Annotated in this window: 11 protein-coding genes, 7 tRNA genes and 1 CRISPR repeat array; all 18 genes read right to left on the reverse strand. The window is 51.7% G+C overall.

The window, feature by feature from the left end:
- Positions 1 to 244 precede the first annotated feature (244 nt).
- Positions 245 to 320 (reverse strand) — tRNA-His (locus tag EDD73_RS13685).
- 8 nt (positions 321 to 328) lie between these two features.
- Positions 329 to 403: transfer RNA gene (locus EDD73_RS13690), tRNA-Gly, on the reverse strand.
- Between the two features lies 1 nt (position 404).
- Positions 405 to 491, reverse strand: a tRNA-Leu gene (locus tag EDD73_RS13695).
- Positions 492 to 513: 22 nt separating this feature from the next.
- Positions 514 to 590, reverse strand: a tRNA-Arg gene (locus EDD73_RS13700).
- A 33-nt stretch (positions 591 to 623) separates the two neighbouring features.
- A tRNA-Pro gene (locus EDD73_RS13705) sits at positions 624 to 700 on the reverse strand.
- Between the two features lie 5 nt (positions 701 to 705).
- A tRNA-Ser gene (locus tag EDD73_RS13710) sits at positions 706 to 799 on the reverse strand.
- A gap of 31 nt (positions 800 to 830) precedes the next feature.
- Positions 831 to 906, reverse strand: a tRNA-Glu gene (locus EDD73_RS13715).
- Between the two features lie 186 nt (positions 907 to 1,092).
- Positions 1,093 to 1,875, reverse strand: a complete 783-nt coding sequence (locus EDD73_RS13720; protein ID WP_165876532.1) for a M99 family carboxypeptidase catalytic domain-containing protein — start codon at positions 1,873 to 1,875, stop codon at positions 1,093 to 1,095.
- Between the two features lie 545 nt (positions 1,876 to 2,420).
- Positions 2,421 to 3,449: a non-homologous end-joining DNA ligase gene (gene ligD, locus EDD73_RS15360; RefSeq protein ID WP_131920862.1), complete on the reverse strand. Its 1,029-nt coding sequence runs from the start codon at positions 3,447 to 3,449 to the stop codon at positions 2,421 to 2,423.
- Complete coding sequence (locus EDD73_RS13730) at positions 3,386 to 4,315, reverse strand: ATP-dependent DNA ligase (protein ID WP_131920864.1); 930 nt, start codon at positions 4,313 to 4,315, stop codon at positions 3,386 to 3,388. Before EDD73_RS13730 ends, ligD begins: the two co-directional genes overlap by 64 nt.
- Positions 4,312 to 5,214 (reverse strand): non-homologous end joining protein Ku, encoded by a 903-nt coding sequence (gene ku, locus EDD73_RS13735; RefSeq protein WP_131920866.1) that lies wholly within the window; start codon positions 5,212 to 5,214, stop codon positions 4,312 to 4,314. The genes EDD73_RS13730 and ku overlap by 4 nt, the downstream gene beginning before the upstream one ends.
- Positions 5,215 to 5,331: 117 nt before the next feature.
- Positions 5,332 to 6,057, reverse strand: a complete 726-nt coding sequence (locus EDD73_RS13740; RefSeq protein ID WP_131920868.1) for a vWA domain-containing protein — start codon at positions 6,055 to 6,057, stop codon at positions 5,332 to 5,334.
- Positions 6,058 to 6,148: 91 nt separating this feature from the next.
- A complete protein-coding gene (locus EDD73_RS13745) occupies positions 6,149 to 7,333 on the reverse strand; it encodes a radical SAM protein (protein ID WP_131920870.1) in 1,185 nt (394 codons plus the stop codon).
- Between the two features lie 21 nt (positions 7,334 to 7,354).
- Positions 7,355 to 8,155, reverse strand: a complete 801-nt coding sequence (locus tag EDD73_RS13750) for a hypothetical protein (RefSeq protein WP_131920872.1) — start codon at positions 8,153 to 8,155, stop codon at positions 7,355 to 7,357.
- A 149-nt stretch (positions 8,156 to 8,304) separates the two neighbouring features.
- Positions 8,305 to 9,933, reverse strand: a complete 1,629-nt coding sequence (locus tag EDD73_RS13755; RefSeq protein ID WP_131920874.1) for an ATP-binding protein — start codon at positions 9,931 to 9,933, stop codon at positions 8,305 to 8,307.
- Positions 9,934 to 9,947: 14 nt separating this feature from the next.
- The gene (locus tag EDD73_RS13760; protein ID WP_131920876.1) at positions 9,948 to 11,561 is read right to left on the reverse strand and encodes a hypothetical protein; all 1,614 of its coding nucleotides are present in this window, start codon (positions 11,559 to 11,561) and stop codon (positions 9,948 to 9,950) included.
- A gap of 827 nt (positions 11,562 to 12,388) precedes the next feature.
- Positions 12,389 to 13,222: a CRISPR system precrRNA processing endoribonuclease RAMP protein Cas6 gene (gene cas6 / locus EDD73_RS13765; RefSeq protein WP_131920878.1), complete on the reverse strand. Its 834-nt coding sequence runs from the start codon at positions 13,220 to 13,222 to the stop codon at positions 12,389 to 12,391.
- A gap of 126 nt (positions 13,223 to 13,348) precedes the next feature.
- A CRISPR array of direct repeats spans positions 13,349 to 14,196; the repeat unit is 36 nt; unit sequence GTTCCCATGCCTCAAAGAAGCAACGCAATCTTCAAC.
- 281 nt (positions 14,197 to 14,477) lie between these two features.
- The gene (locus EDD73_RS13770; protein ID WP_165876533.1) at positions 14,478 to 17,093 is read right to left on the reverse strand and encodes a CRISPR-associated primase-polymerase type A1; all 2,616 of its coding nucleotides are present in this window, start codon (positions 17,091 to 17,093) and stop codon (positions 14,478 to 14,480) included.
- Between the last annotated feature and the right edge of the window lie 101 nt (positions 17,094 to 17,194).

The raw sequence follows: 17,194 nt of genomic DNA on the forward strand, positions 1-17,194 counted from the left end.
CCGCCAGCGTTCGTCCTGAGCCAGGATCAAACTCTCCATAAAATATGAAGTGTTCGAGTCAAGCTCGTTTACTTACTAACTGGAATTTCATTAAAAAGGTTATCACGCTTTTTCAACTGTTTGATTTTCAAGGACCAGTTTGTACCGCTCTTCGCGGCACGATGACTATCCTATCACGCTTTATTCTTTGAATCAACCGGTAATTTTAACCTTATGATTAAAAGAAAGCCTCAAGGAATTGAAATGGGGCGATTGAGGGGACTTGAACCCCCGAATGCCGGAGCCACAATCCGGTGCGTTAACCACTTCGCCACAACCGCCATAATGATGGAGCGGGAAACGAGATTCGAACTCGCGACCCTCGCCTTGGCAAGGCGATGCTCTACCGCTGAGCTATTCCCGCATGGTGCGGTCGAGAGGACTTGAACCTCCACAGCCTTGCGACTACAAGAACCTGAATCTTGCGCGTCTGCCAATTCCGCCACGACCGCATAATAAAATTAGAGAAAAAAATGGCGCGCCCGAAGGGATTCGAACCCCTGACCTCTTGATTCGTAGTCAATTACTCTATCCAGCTGAGCTACGGGCGCATTTTTTAGTTAGTGAAACTTTATAGAAGGATCTGGTCGGGGTGACACGACTTGAACGTGCGGCCTCCTGCTCCCAAGGCAGGCGCTCCACCAAACTGAGCTACACCCCGTGATATGGCGGAGAGACAGGGATTCGAACCCTGGAGACCGTTCATCACGGCCTACCCGATTTCGAGTCGGGCGCCTTCGACCAGCTCAGCCATCTCTCCGGACATTAAGGAAATTAAATTGTAGAAAAAATGGTGACCCGTAGGGGATTCGAACCCCTGTAGCCGCCGTGAAAGGGCGGTGTCTTAGACCGCTTGACCAACGGGCCATCTTGAGTTGCTTGCTTCGCAATCTTGCTATTTCGCAAGCAGGTGTTATTTTAACAATGCTCTCGATAAAAGTCAACATGAAAATTATTTCCGCCGAAAAAAAATATGATACCCCTGCGAAAAACCCACACCATCTTGAAGTGGTGTGGGGAAAAATGTTATCGGTATGGGAAAGATGGGTTGAGCTAGGAACCGACAACGCTCATACCGGCATGATTAAGAAATCTGGTCACAGCAGTACGCTGATTTTTTAAGCGGACGCTGAGGGCGTCTTTGGAACAGGTTTCAAAGATAGCTGCCTTGCTGCCGTAGATGCCTGCAGCACGGGCCAAACTGCCTAGAATGGGATAACGTAGTGTACTGAAACGTTTGGAATACAACGTTGTTTTGTTCAGCATAGAAACTAAATTGGTCGCATAGGTGCTCATCGTTCCTGTAGGGTAGTAGATAATCGATTGACCAACAGAGTTTTTATTCTGTACGTGATAGGCAATTCCCTCATGCAAGTCGAGCAAGTAGGCAGGGTTATGGTTCTGATACTCTTTCCAGATGGCTTTGGCCAATGCGTTATCCGCACTTTCTCCTTTTTTCATCGGAAAATCTCGGTTCAAGTCACCAAAACCAGAATCACGGCGATTCCTCACGATACCTACTTTGTTCGCTTCGGGAAGAACAATCAACGTTCCCTTGTCAATCTTCCAATCCTTCACTTCCAGGGCAGTTTTGTAACCAGCAGGCTCATTTCCATGAATACCACCGGAGATCCAGACAGTAGGCCCAGGCTTGTCCGCTTTGATCACATAGAGCGTCGTTTTCCAGGACGTACCTTGTCCAAGCACTTTTGTCGAGACAGTGGAGGCCGCTTCAGCTTGTTCCAAAACCACTTGCGAGGCAGTGGAAACGGGCGCAATCAAACTCAATGCAAAAAAACTTGTCAAGATGAATGTTGCTGCCTTTTTGAAACGCAATCCTATTCCACCTTTCACAAAATTAATAATACTGCATATCGAGAGGTGCACATCGATAGCAGCGTGCATGGATTCTGTGGTGTGCGTGGAAAATGAATACCAAAACATATTAACGTACAATTACAGCAAAAGTCTATGAATAATTATATGAATCATATGAAATAAATACAATTATGTAAGTAAAAGGTCACCGGAGCAATCCGGTGACCTTTTATACCATTAAGCGCTCGATCGCGTTCATAAGCAGCAATGCATCTTGATCATAGAGTTGCGGTGCTTTCCACAGAATGAACGATAGCAAAATAATAATGACGGATATCGGAACAATTAACAGCCATTGATCTGGTTTCACACTGGAGCCTTTTTTTCGTTTTCTCATCCGATGCCGCTTCGAACGATAGGAAGCTAAACAATATACATTGTTTCTCATGGGCCATCTCACCTGACCTTTCTTGAACAGAATTTTCTGAATGTTTCGATAAGGGGTATTCTAAATCCTGCTGCTAATTTCAAAATTTCATCGACGTACTTCCGTCATGGTCAACTTATCCTTGTGCCCCCGTCAGGGAAAGCAGCGGACGCAGATCATTTTTCTCCTGCAGCACCGGCGCAAACAGATCGCCCACCTGGGCCACTCGGTCGGGCAAATTCTTGATCGTAAACTGCCTTGGATCAAGCAGATTCTCTCCGGACAACTCCTCCGCCAGCAGCGGCGTTGACACCGTCGCACCCGGCACAGGGCGTACACTGTATACACTGGCCAGCGTTTTCGCGCGGGCCATCTGCCAACAATCCAAATAAAGCCGCTGTCCGCGCTCTTCGACGTGTCGCTCCAGGGTCACCCGACTGTCCACCTCGGCAATCATCTGCGCCAAAACGACGGCCGCTTCGCGCACCACCGCATAGGGATAAAGCGGCGCAATGGGCACAAACAGATGAAGACCACTGGCGCCGGAAGTCTTGACATACCCCTTGAGCCCCAGCGTCTTCAGGGCCGCTTGCAAACAAAGAGCAACTTCGATGACTACGCGAAAATCCTGTCCCGGCGCCGGATCAAGATCAAAGACCATGGCCGTCGGCTTATCGGGATCAGCGGCCATCGACAGCCACGGATGCACTTCGATGCACCCCGCATTGATCAGCCAAAGCAGATCGGCTTCATCGTTGACCATGCAGTAAGTGATCGCCCGACCGGACGAAGCGGACTTTTTCCCTTCCCCTGCCGTCCCATCACTGCCGGACGACGGAATCGTCACCGTCGGCAGCCAAGAAGGCCGATGGTCCGGCGCTTGTTTTTGGTAAAAAAATTTGCCTTCAATACCGTCAGGATAACGGACCAACACCAGCGGATACCCCCGCAGATGGGGCAGCAATACCGGTGCCATCGCTGCATAGTACATCAATAAGTCACCTTTGGTGTATCCTTGTTGGGGCCAGAAAATCTTATCGGTATTCGACAGTGTCAGCGGTTTCGCCTCACCGTTTGCCGATGCAACGATTCCCCCGCCGGTCACGCCGATGGTATCCGCGCTTCGATCAGCAAGGGATGGCGTAACTGCAAATTGCCGGTCCATTCCAAAAAGCGCACCGTCGCGGGGTACGCCTTCTGCACTGGGATAAAGGGGCTGCCCTGTGCCGGTATGGCCGTCTGTTGTGCCTTGAGAACTTGGTGCCATCGTGCTGCCTCCTTTTCAGTAAAACCAGTGCCTACATTGCCGATGTAGCGCAAGCCTTTTTCCGTCGCTTCGGCTAGCGCCAAGGAAGCCAACCGGCCCCTTTCGCCTTCACAGTAGCCGATGATCCAACAATCGAGCCGGCGAAAATGCTTGATCTTCTTCCAGGCTCGATGCTTTTTGCCGATTAGATAGGGACTGGCAGCTTCTTTGGCGATCATCCCTTCCAATTCCAGCGCTTGCACAGCCTGAAATAAAGCAATGCCGTCACAGGGCACTGCTTCAACAAACTGCACCCGTTCCCCCACGACCAGATGTGCTTGCAACAACGTTAAACGTTCCACCAGCGGTCGATCGAGAAGCGGTAGGTCGTCCAATTCCAGCAGGTCAAAGGCCATAAAAACCGCCGGGAGAGAAGAAAGGGACGCTTGGATCACCGCAGGTAGCCCCATGCGCTCACGACGAAGAATACGCTGAAAATTCGGTTTGCCCTGTTCATCAAGTACGATCAACTCGCCGTCGACAAGGCCACGGTGGGGCAACCGGAGAATCGGCTCACCGATGATCTCCGGAAACTGCACCGTCATCGCCCGGCCCCGCCGGCTTTGCAAACGAATTCCCTCGTTTTCGTTGCCACAACGCACAAAGGCCAACGCCCGGATCCCGTCCCATTTGACTTGAAACAGCCACTGAGGATCGTCAAAGGGAGCCGTGACGGCAACGGGTTCCATGGGACGAAGCGAGCCAAAGTCCAGCGAGGCGCTCATGAAGTTTTTTGTCGCTTTTTCGTTGTTGGCGGCGCCGGTGGTTTGGCTTGTTTTTCTTTGGCTTGTTCAATGCTGGCCTTCAACGCAGCCATCAGATCAATCACATTGCCGGTGGCGGCAACCCGTGGCGCTTCCACAGGCGTTTGACCTTGGATCTTAGCATCAATAAGTTCACGGACACGAGTTTGATATTCGTTGTGCCACTTGACCGGTTCCCAAGGCTCGGTGAGACTATCGATCAACTGCAGCGCCATGGTTTTTTCTTTTGCGTCAATGGCCATGCCCACACCGATATCGCCAAGTCCCTCCAGCCCGCGAATCTCTTCTGGAAAAAGCATGAGATGCATGGCCAAGCCTTCCTTGTACACGCGAACTGCCGCCAGCGATTCTTTAGCACGGAGAACCACCTTGGCCAAGGCCAAGCGATCAGCTTCTTGCAGGGCCGCCCGCAACAAGGCAAAAGCTTTTTGACCTCGGCCATCCGGCGCCAGGTAATAGGTCTTGGCAAAGTAGATCGGATCAATTTCCTTTAGGTGAACAAAGGATTTAATATCAATCGTGCGCGTTCCCTCGGGAGCCAATGCTTCCAGTTCTTCATCGGCGATCAAGACAAAGCGGCCTTTTTCATACTCAAAGCCTTTGACGAGATCATCCTGCCCCACTTCCTTGTTGCAGTGGGGGCAATGCTTTTTGTATTGTACCGGGGAATTGCATTCCTTGTGCAGCCAGTTAAAGCGAACATCTTTGTCTTCGGTGGCGGCAAAGAGCTTGACCGGAATATGGATCAGTCCAAAGGAGATCGCTCCCGTCCACATGCTGCGCATCGTCTCACCTCGCCATCCCAGATGACCGGCCAGACAAAACTGCCGATCAGCGCTGATTTTTTTTAGATTGTCCATCCTTACGGAGAATCATGCCAAAAAAATCAGCCTAGCTGGGCGGGGCCACGGCTTTTCCTCCTAATCATTATGCTTATTTCAACATCGAGTCCATCTCATTGACCAGGTTGTCGTATCTTAATCCTCTGTTTTCGGAAAAACTACATTCACCACATGATTCGCTTTCATCTGCTCAGGGAATAACGGGCGAAAGTGCTCCCCCATATTCCGCTTGGCAATCTCCTGCTGCCAAAGCTCCCACTCATTAAAAGACACATGAACCGCATATACTTCCATATCCTTGATATCATCCCAGGGAAACGCTTCTGGTACCGGAACCCGTCCATCAGGCGAGCCGTTGGGGTAATAATCAGGCACCGTATGCTGCATATCCGAAAAAATCAACATAATCCTCCGGCCCGCATCAGCATTTTGCAAAAAATAACTACCGTTGTGCACAGCCGCACTGAGATTCGAAGCATGGGAACGATCACCGTTAACCACCTGAGATAATTCCTGGTACGCGATATCCAACCGCTTGGCCTCTCCGCTAAAAACATTAACCGGTTCTTCATTAATCAGTACCAGGGATACCGTGCTGTCTGGATACTGCCGTGCCAGCACTTGAAATACCATCTTGATTTCCGTCAGTGACGACTCCGCATAGTCCTGAAAAGAAGGCGAATTGTCAAATAACACACAAACAGCCGGCGGTTTGGTTGTCTCATTGCGCATCATTTCACCTTGTGCCTTTTCAAGGTTTTCCCCATTGCACCCGGTAAGCAGGCTCATCAACAAGGTCAACATCAATCCCGCCGCCAGCCAGCAGCCTCGTTTCCACAACCGGATCTTTTGTAATTTCATCACAGTCTGCCTCCTTCTGTACGATTTTCAACAATTTCAATGATTGCAGCTTGGCGGTCACTGCGACCAGCCGCTTAACCAAAATAAGCTCCTATCTCCATAGCCACCATTCCGGGTGTTCAGCATCGGGCTTCGCTTCGCCGGCTAGACGAAGCCCCTGTTCCCGGGCTCGCTGCCGCATCGACTTCACCACACGATCATCGATTACCTCTTGCATGCGACCGTCACCAGAACCGATACGCCAAGCCGGGACATATTGATCCATCAAATGCAACCAAAGACGATGGCCGCCATGCCGCCGTGCCCATGCACCTACGTAATCAATGAGCGGTTTTGCACAACAGGATTCATGACCGGGCAGCAGCAGATGACGAACAATGACCGGAACCTGCCTTTGACTCTCAAGGATCCCTGTTAATCCCCGGCATGCCGCGTCGACATAACGAACGGCACGGCTCCACTGGGACGCACAATCATCGTGAAAAAACTTAAAATCAAAGACCCAAACATCGACAATACCCGCCAACAAATCATAGACAGGCGGATCCACATACCCGTTTGTATGCCAAATGATCGGCCACTGCGCACTTTCCGGCGGTGCCTCCGCCAAAAAATCAAGGATTCCCGGCAAACTTTGATCCGGATTGCCACCGACCAGCGAAAGGCTGTGAAAAGCGTCCTGCCCGTAGGCGAGAATATCTTGCCAAAGCGCTTGGCTCAAGCGATGATAGGCACCACCAGTCAGCAAGGTTCCGCCTTTTTGGCAAAATCGACAATGCATATTGCATCCGGCCATCTCCAGCGCCAGTGTTTGTCCGATCTCCCTTTCCTCACCAAGATGAACAAAATGCTGATGATACTGCGCTTGTCCTGCTGCCGGGCAATCAAGTTGACCGCCACACCGGAGCGGGCAGAGACGGCATTGCTGAAACATCTGCCTGGCGATGCGGCGTTTTAGATCGAGTAAAGAAATCGTTCGTTGTGTTACGAATGTTTTGGCTTCAACCGGGCTCTTGTTCGCCTGAACCGTCGTTTCCATGGCTTCATCATGGATAGCCCAAAGTGTCTCCATATTCGCAGTTCCCGCTTCCGGCACAGCGACCATCATCGTCTTTAATGACCACCAACCCGCTCGTTCCGGCACCAAACACCCTTTGGGTGGATTCCCGGCAAAAGGCAACCCCAAGCGCCGAGCGACCAAGGCATCCCAAGGGGAAGGGTCTTCCCATAGAAGCTCCCCTCCCGCCCCTACCGACAAACGCACTGCCCGTTTCATACTGAACCTTCTCCTTCTCGGTTACAAGTTGTTGCGCTGTTTCTTCCCTGTCTGCCGGATCTTCCCTTTAACGCTCATGAGTTTTCCCTGCCCTGGCGCTTGCAGCTTCTGCCGGATGCGCTGTTGCATAATCTCACATTTGGGTCGCCGGATCCGCGATGTGTCAATATGGGCTACCCCTTCATGATCGGCAAGCGTAACGGTGATCTGCGGCGCCCCTTCCCATTGCGCCGGCAAAACTTCGGCTTCGTTTCCCAAATCATCGTATAACGCTTTGCTTGCGCAGACCAGCTCTGGTGCTTGGCTCACCTCTAGTGCTTGGCTCACTTCTAGTGCTTGACCCACCTCTGGCGCATGACCCACCTCCTTGGCCACCACCACTTTTTGCTCACCGCGCTCTTCCACATTGACCTGATACCCTGATTCTTGCAATACGCGTGTAAATTCGGTAACTACAAAATCCTGATGACAAGCGCCCATTAGCTCCGGTTCTTCTGCGACAACGGCGATACCGTTTTCCAAGGGAAAGAGGAATATCTGCTCTCCGGAACTTCCTTGCGCCTGTACCATGGTATCGGTCACATCCAAGTCAAAGCCGCGTTCTGTCAGTACATTGCAATACCCCTCCACATTGGTCATCGGTGTAAAACGAAAAAGCATATTGTCGACAGGATGGCGGCCTTCTTTTAACATCTTGTGCACATCCCGTACGCCGCGCACCATTTCCTTACCGAGACCGGCGGCGGCCACCGCCCCAACCGCTAACAAGCCCAGCAGCGCCACGGGCGCGCTACCGGTAGATACTTTGTGTGAACCTGACATTGTATTACCTCCTTATACCTTCCACTTCTTGTGATTTTCATTGCTGCCCCTGATAAGGAGCCTCTTGATTCATCCTTCTCACTTCCAGTTATGCTTCACGCTGCATCCTGCACGTGTCCAATGATGCTTTATGCCTCATGCCTCATGCTTCACGCGTCCGGTCCCGGCCCTACAGACTTGCAATAGGCGCGGCCCCATTGACGTAACGCATCATATTGATTTTTCATAATTTCCACCCGCTGCCGGTTTTCCTGAACCAATTGAAAAAGAATAGCAGCAAAATCCCGGCTTTCCGCATCCACTCCATAAAATTTCCGCCGCACTTCTGCTTCCCGGCAAAGCCAGGATAAATCGGCTCCTGAATAATACCGGGTTTCTTGTGCCAATTTTTCGAGCAGCGACTCCGGCAGTTGGCTGCCCTGCCGTGCAAAGGCCGCCCGGCAAATCGCCTGCCGTGCAGCTGCGGCTGGCAGATCGACCCAATACAATTGGGAAAAGCGCCCTTTACGCGTCAAGGCCAGTCCATGCCGGGGATCAAGATTATTGGCCGATCCAAGCACGAAAATCGGCGCTTGCGTATCATTTAAGAAGGAAAACAAAATGCCCATCGCTCGCATCATCGTGCCGCCATCAGCTTCACCGCCGACAGCAATTGTTTTTTCCAACTCGTCAATATACACCACGCAAGGAGCAAAAGTTTCCAGCACACGGCAGTAATTGTACATATTCTTTTCTGTCTGGCCGACAAAACTGTTCATGATCGAGGAAATCTCAAACGTAATGGCAGGGTAACCCAGTTGTCCGGCCAAGTAGCGGCCAACTAAGGTCTTGCCGGTTCCCGGCGGCCCGATCAACAGCCAGCCTTTTTCCCGTTCCTGGCCTTCCATACAGATGCGATGCCGGTGAACAGCAAAGTCATCCATCAACCCGTCCAGGCCCATCGGCAAATCATCACTCATCGGGCGCAGAATTGTCATACCTAGCGTTTGGGCCAGGAACTGTTCTTTCTCGCGGTGAAGCGTTTCGACAATTTGAGCAATCACGGCGTCTTTTCCCGTGCCACTTGCAGCGCCACTGAAAGCGCCACTCAGGGTGCCACTTGCAGCGCCATGAGCAGCTTCGCCAGGCACATTGGTAACCGCTGAGAAAGGCTGCTGCGCGGCAATCAAAGATAGATGAAGTAATTCGCGCGCTCTTGTATAGGTCAATCCCAGTAAGGCATGACTGATTTGATCCGCCTGTTCCGGTAACGCCGTCATGTGACAACGGGCCAACTCACGCATCACCATCGGCACAAGTTCATTTCGCGTGGGATAGGCCACGGTGCCGCTCGATAAGTACGGTGTTACCACAGCCGGGTAAGTGGCTCCCAAGGGCTCCAGAAAAACAATCAGTTTTTTGGTCGGTCGGTAGGCTAAAAATATCTGAGGAAGCAGTAGCCGCACGGCAATCATCCCATCACGTTCGTCCATTAACTGCTCATTATTCCAAAAGATGAATACGGCCGGTGGGGTATGGGAGTTTTCCAGTACCTCTACGGAGCGATCGATCGATAATTCTTGCGTTTCTTGCCAATCTGAGCAAGACCAGTCATATTCGGTAAGCCGGTCAGGACGCACCAGGTACAACGCCGGTCGGGGATGACTGCAGGTCTTTTCCAAGCGATCGATGATTTCATGGGTAGTCCAAACCAAATCTGGCGTATCAATTTTGATCGCTTGCGTGTCGCCATGTGTCATTACCGCTTGCAGGGCAAGATCGAATTGCGGACATAACATTGCATCGGCCTCCTTTAAATCAACCCAAACTCATCGGCATCGTCATCAAAAATCTCTGGTTCATCGGCTTTGGCGAGCAGCCAGATCCGGTGGCGCTTGGCACCGTTCTCGCCGTTACCAACCGGCTCGATTCGATATTGATCCGGAAATTCCCGCGCTTGCCGCAACGTGACAAACTCACTGGCACCAATCACGCGCAAGGGGCGATCGTCTGGCGCTAATGCTTCATCCTCTGCGGCATAGGCAGGCCTGCTTGCTACCGTATTTGCCACAGCATTCGTAGGGTTGCTTGCCATGGTCTTCTTTTCGGTCTTCGCTTCCGTCTTCGCTTCCGTCTTCGCCGAGTTGCCAGTCAAATTATCAGCACCATGTCGTAGCGGTTGTACCGCATGTCCCTGTGGTTTCCTTCCCGCCATTGGCCACTTGTTTTCATCCTGTTGAGACTGTAATGAATCCGGTAAAATCGGGATCCGATCTGCATCAACGCCCACAGTTGATTGATAAGAACTGCTGTTTTCTCTATATGAAAACGCCGGGGAAGCTGGTGTCGCTGTTCGTACCTGTGCTGATGCCGCCGCAGGCTGTACCGATGAATCATGGCGCTGCCCTCGTGCGACTACACGCCGTAACCCGTCTGCCATCGACGACCCTAATCGTTGCAACCCTTCCGCGAACCGCCGGAGATGATAAACCGTTCCTTGCCGGCATAGCCGTACCACTTGGTTAGTTCGTTTTTCAAACTGGCTAAGTAAGTTTTGCATTTGCAGAAAAAACACTTCCGACATCAAAGCCAGCGCCAGGTGCATAACAAACAACGCTACCGGTGTAGCAGTGATAAATTGAGCGGAAAACTCGCCTTGATGCCGTTGCATCACCGCATAGAGATCGGGGCGCTCGAGCGTAGCGCTTACTGCAATGGAATCACCAAGTGCCATTTCAGGATGGAATTCACCGGGCCATGCTTTATTGGCCAACTGCATTTGAGCCAATGGCGCTGTATAAGACTGAAATACAAACCAAAGTGCCAGCCCCAAGCTCACCGTCAGGATCCCCGGTATGGCCAGGTTGAAGATCTCGCTCCAGCGTTGCTGTGCGCTGCTGCCCTGAGGCGTTGAATCCCGGAGGAGAACGATGAGACGAGGGAGATTGCCGTAAAAGCTCAACGCATTCGCGGTAACCCACACGGTCAGTACGAGACTGATTGTCGCTACAACTAGGCCAATAAAGGTGGACACGGTGATCACATCGGCAGAGATCCCGACCAGCGCAAAGAGTGCGCGTAATTCTTTGTTCCAAGGCATGACGGGTAAGCTCAATTTGGCACCGCCAGATTCCAAGTAGATATCGAGCAAGAACAACCCAGCCAACGGCGCAAGGGAAAGAACAAAAAACAAGATAACCCGGAAAAAGGTCACTAGTGAATTCATCGATACCGGCGGTAATTCTGCTGATTCCGGAATCCCGTTAGGGTGCCGCTTTTTTTCATGCCATTCTGCTAACGCATCGTAACCAAAGACCAGTACCACAGTGAGCACCAGGGACCAATACCATGGCATTCCCATCCCGTAGATGAGCAACCCGACTAAAAGGGTCACGACCAACATGACTACGATTAAATCCAAGAACATACGTTCCTTCCTCCCCCCCTGTCAACGTTTACTTTCTCCGTACCGGTGTACGACTCTTTTGCACCTCCTTTGTACTAACCATCGCTCTGCTGGGAGGAAGACTATCAAAAAAAAGAACTACCGGCGAAAAAACCGGTAGTTCTTTTTTTGCATATTTGATTTGTTGTAGTTTAGAGGGGAAACAAGACGATCCTACGCCACTTTCCTTACATCTTGGGAAAAGTAAGAATGTATTGGTTCCATGCCTCCTAGAAGCAACACAATCTTCAACCTATTGTGATTACTAGTGAAAATTGGAATGAATTCACGTTCCCATGCCTCAAAGAAGCAACACGATCTTCAACAAAGGCTGAACAATATGGAAGCGTGAACAATTTCAAAAGTTCCCATGCCTCAAAGAAGCAACACGATCTTCAACCCTGCGCCCTACAGCCCTACTCCCATGCGGGCTGTGGACCAAAAAACGCTAACCTCCAAAAAAACATCTTTTCAGACATCATTTCAACCCCGTTTCTCTCTTTTCCCGCCATGCCAAAATCCCGCAAACCCGCATTCTTACTGGCTTTTTCACGGTCCGCTAACCCCCCGCCTTTTTTGGCATTTTCGAGGTTAGCGGATCATTGTAATTACCAACAACATAGGTGAATTATACCGTTTATGATTACAAACTGTCAACAAACCAGCTCCTTCCCCGCCTTTTCCCCAATGCTCTGAACGCAACACCAGTACCATCCCTCACCCCTACCCAGCTAAAAAGCCGCACGTTCAATCATGAATGTGCGGCTTTTTCATGCCTCCAAGAAGCGAATACTTTCAGGTCATCATCATCAATTATTGACCAAGCTACCTTTTGCTCGCCAACGTACCTGACCCATCCCATGCGCCGTCTGCCATCCCACACCTGAGAAAAAAGCAAAATCCGCCAGTACGGCCATCATCAAACGAACAGCCGGATAATTGGGCTGCACCCGATACGTAAACTGCCCGGTAAAACCGGTTGCCGCACGATGATCTAATTCGATTCGCTGCGTCCCTCCTTGCCAGGCGCGCAGCAATATCGCTTCTTCCAACAAATCACGACCAATCGTAAATGATTGCGGTGCCCATCGGTTCCAACGATCCAAAAGGGATCCCCAAACTAATCGTGGCGTGGGTAGTAATTGATGCACACGACCACGACGAAACGCTGTCGGTGTCACAAACTGCAACGTCACTTCCGCTGGAACCGCTTGGCGCTCCCACCGATTCAAAAGTTCCGGATACGTTGTTTGTCGGGCCTCCCCATGTTCCGCCCATGATGTTACTACCTCAAGTACCTGGAAGATGCCTTGCCCAATCTGAACACGCTCCACTGAATGCACCATTTGCTGTATTTCTTCGGCCACATTCGCAGTCAACGCCGTCACTCGCCACGTAAACACTTCGCCGGCAACAATATGCACATGCGGATGACTTGGTACCATACCCGCGCTTTGCAGCGGCGCAACCGTTATCGGTTTGGCACTTTGCACATCATGAATTTCTTTAGCCAGCGCCGGACTCCTACGGTCAATCATTTTCAGCAACGCTGCATACGCCATCGCTCCATGCGATAACGGCAAAAACGCATTGTTCATGGCCTGCAAACGAAACACCATGGAAAGCAGCAAACCTTGCTTCATCTCCTATCGTCTTCTTGTAATCAAATGCTAAGACAATCTACGGCATCGGTTGCAGTATTTAAGACCATGAACCTTGACTCTATCCTCTGCAAAACCATGCCGTGCTAAAGAAATACCCTTGGTTTAATTTCCATGCCTCAAAGAAGCAACGCAATCTTCAACTTGGTTAGGGGTGGCAAACCTTTGACCTTAAACCCTAAAAGTTCCCATGCCTCAAAGAAGCAACGCAATCTTCAACGTTACAAATCCAGAGATTATTTGTACCCCCTCCCCAGAAGTTCCCATGCCTCAAAGAAGCAACGCAATCTTCAACAAAAGGAATTGCAGCTTCAGTAATTCAGGAATATAAATGTTCCCATGCCTCAAAGAAGCAACGCAATCTTCAACGTATGGTCCTTGGATGTAGCACAAGATGATTTCTTATGTTCCCATGCCTCAAAGAAGCAACGCAATCTTCAACAAGATCGAATATACGGAGTGTAAGTTTCAGTCGATGTTCCCATGCCTCAAAGAAGCAACGCAATCTTCAACAAAGAAGAAAGAGTTTCGATAGTTCATGATACAAGAATGTTCCCATGCCTCAAAGAAGCAACGCAATCTTCAACCCTTGCGTGGGTTGATGGAAGAGAGGAGGTGTATGTGTTCCCATGCCTCAAAGAAGCAACGCAATCTTCAACTCGTTTAACTTTAATGATGTTAACATCGTTGTAACCAAGGGTTCCCATGCCTCAAAGAAGCAACGCAATCTTCAACACATATGATTCAAATAAATATATAGCAAGAGTAAATGTTGTTCCCATGCCTCAAAGAAGCAACGCAATCTTCAACCTTGATATTTCAAGAAAATAAATTGTGGCAAGAGAACGTTCCCATGCCTCAAAGAAGCAACGCAATCTTCAACCTTGTGGTGCAACAGAGTGGGGAGCGGGAAATAAAATGTTCCCATGCCTCAAAGAAGCAACGCAATCTTCAACCCTGCGTCCTACAGCCCTAATCCCATGCGGGCTGTGGGCCAAAAAACGCTAACCTCCAAAAAAGCACCTGTTCAAACGCCATTTCGCCCCCGATTCCCCCTTTTCCTGCCATGCCAAAAACCCGCAAACCCGCATTCTTACTGGCTTTTTTTGCGATCCGCTAACCCCCCGCCTTTTTTGGCATTTTCGAGGTTAGCGGATCATTGAAATTCCCAACAACATAGGTGAATTATACCGTTTTCACTCACAAACTGTCAATCAACCTCACTCCATCGGCCACCCTACTCCACTTCATCGTCCCATCCACCAAACAGATCCAGCCCCACAGGATCCCATGCATCCTCCTGCGGCAACACCACCACCGGCTTCGTTTTTCCGCGCAAAAGATCATGCGGCGTTTTGATCTGTCCCGCCACTGGACAAGCACATTGCACCCCCGGCAAGTGATCCTTCAACCACTCCTGCAACTTACTGCACCGAACCGGCTTATGGCCCGCCGTGATCCGCCGCAGCCATCGCTCCGTCACTTTGGGCGTATAGTTCGCACATCGCGCCATCACCTGATGCACCAACGATCGCCCTGCCTCACTGCCGCCCAGTACATACAACAAGGCCAACCGTTCCCCATGACGCAGTTGTCCTTCCCGATCCGCTTTTTCCATCAGACCCCGGATCCACGTACAGCCATCCACCAACGGTGCCAGCTCATCAGCCACAACGATCGGCCGCAATTCCCGCCCATTTCCACTGCGATCCGTTGATTTCCCTTGCCCTTCATGCATAACCGTTCTCCCCCTTCGTTCATCGCTTCCCCAAGCGAAGCGGCTCAGATCATGGCGCGGTACCTGCCGCAGCCACTCCCAAGGGTGCTTCATCACCGCACCATCCCGCGCAAGCAAACGGCTCCAGCGCCCTGTTTGCGGGTGCCGCCCCATCGGCAAGCGAATCAAACTGCCCATCGCCGCCGGCCCCAGATGATCCTGCTTAGGAAATACCTCGACCATAACATCCTTTGGAAATGGCCGAAAACGATCCAGCCAGCCATCGATAAACCGCCGCACCTGCCGCGCCGCCACCGGATGCTCAAAACAAAGCCAAATATGCGCTCCCTTGCCGCCACTCCGAAACCATAAGGGATGCCAGCCTTCCTCATGTAGCGCTTCCGTCAGTCGCCATGAAAATTCCATCGCCTTCTGTTCCGCCATTCCCCCCATCGCCACACCATCCACATCCAACACCAGCGCCCTCGTTGTTCCCTCCGGCCGCAGCAAATAAGTTCCCAAGATCACCTCCCCGCGAATATGCGCTTCCAATTCCTGATCCGTCAGCGACCGGTAGAGCGGCATATAGCCCTGCTGCCCTTCATTGTTTTGCCAGAACTGACCAAAGACATCTGGTCGCCCGAGAAACAAACGACGATAATCAGTCCACGGCCCGCTCGCCCCTTGATGCAACCCATTCATGCCTCGGTCTTCCCCCTTCCGCATGGTTTCCACCGCTCCCATGGCTCCCCTGGTTTCTACGGTTTCCGCTGCTTCCTCGCACTCAACGCCCCTGCCGCCCCCACTGCCTCCCCTCATACCAAAATACCCCTGCCATCCTGCCAGTACCCGCTGCCGCTTGTCCGCCGACTCGGCTCGCTCCAGCCGTTCACGCAAGCTTTCCACGGCGGCGCGGGACGGAGCCTTGCCGTTCGCCGAAAAAGTGTATCCCAAAAACGTAAATCCGCTATCCCGGTGAACAATCGTTGTTTTACTTCCATTCAATCGTAGTTCCAGCCCGGCGATCAACCGTTCCACCATACACAGCGCCTCTTCCGCCTGTTGCCGCGTCGCCATCAAGATCACAAAATCATCACCATAGCGCACCAAATTCCACCCGGCTTGCGTCAGCGCCACATCAAACAGGTGAAGATACAAGTTCGCCAGCACCGGTGATAATGCCGCCCCCTGCGTCAATCCCCGATCCCGTCCTTCCGCCCCGGCTTCGATGAGCCTGCCGAGCAGATAGCATAATCGCTCATCCGGCAGCCACTCCCGGATCAGTTCATTCAGCCGCCGGTGCACCACCGTATCAAAAAAAGTTTCAATGTCCCCGTCAACAACCCACCTTTCCCCCCGGTTCAATAGCTGCTCCACCGCCGCTACCGCCTGCAACGCCGAGCGCCCCGGCCGGTACGCATAGCTGCAAGGCGCAAAGCGCGGTTCCCACAGCGTCATCAGCACCCGATGAATCGCCAGTTGCACGACCCGATCACGCACACAAAACACCGTCAACTTGCGCAAACCACCGCTGCGTTTAGGAATCGTAAAATGCTTCATCGGCAGCGGCACATAGGTTCCGGCACACAGTTCCTGCCGTAGCTGAACTAAATGACGGTTCACATCCAGCGCAAAGGCTTCCACAGTGACACCGTCACTCCCGGGACTGCCACCGCGCAGCGCCACCCGTTCCCACGCTTCCTGCAACCGTTCAAGGGAAAAACATTTTTCCCACAGATCCACCGGTTCGCCCGCTCGTCCCCTGTTTAGCCCAACCTCTTCCCCCGCTACTCTCCCTTCCTGCCTCCAGCGTTCCACTCGCTCTTCCGTCAATCGTTCCGTTCCTCTCACCGGCAGCAAAAAGCGGTTTCCCGTAACGGTTCTCCCTTCGTTGCTCACGAGCCCCGCCCACCACCGAGGAATACCGCGCCATAAGGCCCATCCGATGCTATAAAGCATCGCCGCCCCCAGCGCCCACTGTACCAAAAACAAATCCTGATTCATCCATCCCGGCAACGAACCTAGCACTCCCAAGCTAAGCGATGCCGCTACAAAAACACCAATCACTGGACCCCAGCCATAATGCCGCACACTCCATTCCACTAAACGAATCGCCGAACGAATCAGTGATTCCATAATCCGAATCGAGTAGGAGGGGGCGATTAACCCCCGACCTCTCACACCACCGTACGTACCGTTCGGTATACGGCGGTTCATATTGAATTACGATACTTTTG

It is taken from the genome of Heliophilum fasciatum, assembly GCF_004341395.1.
GTDB lineage: Bacteria > Bacillota > Desulfitobacteriia > Heliobacteriales > Heliobacteriaceae > Heliophilum > Heliophilum fasciatum.

Coding starts and splice junctions, on each gene's coding strand:
- ligD (WP_131920862.1), bottom strand. CDS start 3,449: ATGGACCGGCAATTTGCAGTTACGCCATCCCTTGCTGATCGAAGCGCG.
- EDD73_RS13730 (WP_131920864.1), bottom strand. CDS start 4,315: ATGAGCGCCTCGCTGGACTTTGGCTCGCTTCGTCCCATGGAACCCGTT.
- ku (WP_131920866.1), bottom strand. CDS start 5,214: ATGGACAATCTAAAAAAAATCAGCGCTGATCGGCAGTTTTGTCTGGCC.
- EDD73_RS13740 (WP_131920868.1), bottom strand. CDS start 6,057: ATGAAATTACAAAAGATCCGGTTGTGGAAACGAGGCTGCTGGCTGGCG.
- EDD73_RS13745 (WP_131920870.1), bottom strand. CDS start 7,333: ATGAAACGGGCAGTGCGTTTGTCGGTAGGGGCGGGAGGGGAGCTTCTA.
- EDD73_RS13750 (WP_131920872.1), bottom strand. CDS start 8,155: ATGTCAGGTTCACACAAAGTATCTACCGGTAGCGCGCCCGTGGCGCTG.
- EDD73_RS13755 (WP_131920874.1), bottom strand. CDS start 9,933: ATGTTATGTCCGCAATTCGATCTTGCCCTGCAAGCGGTAATGACACAT.
- EDD73_RS13760 (WP_131920876.1), bottom strand. CDS start 11,561: ATGTTCTTGGATTTAATCGTAGTCATGTTGGTCGTGACCCTTTTAGTC.
- cas6 (WP_131920878.1), bottom strand. CDS start 13,222: ATGAAGCAAGGTTTGCTGCTTTCCATGGTGTTTCGTTTGCAGGCCATG.
- EDD73_RS13770 (WP_165876533.1), bottom strand. CDS start 17,093: ATGGAATCACTGATTCGTTCGGCGATTCGTTTAGTGGAATGGAGTGTG.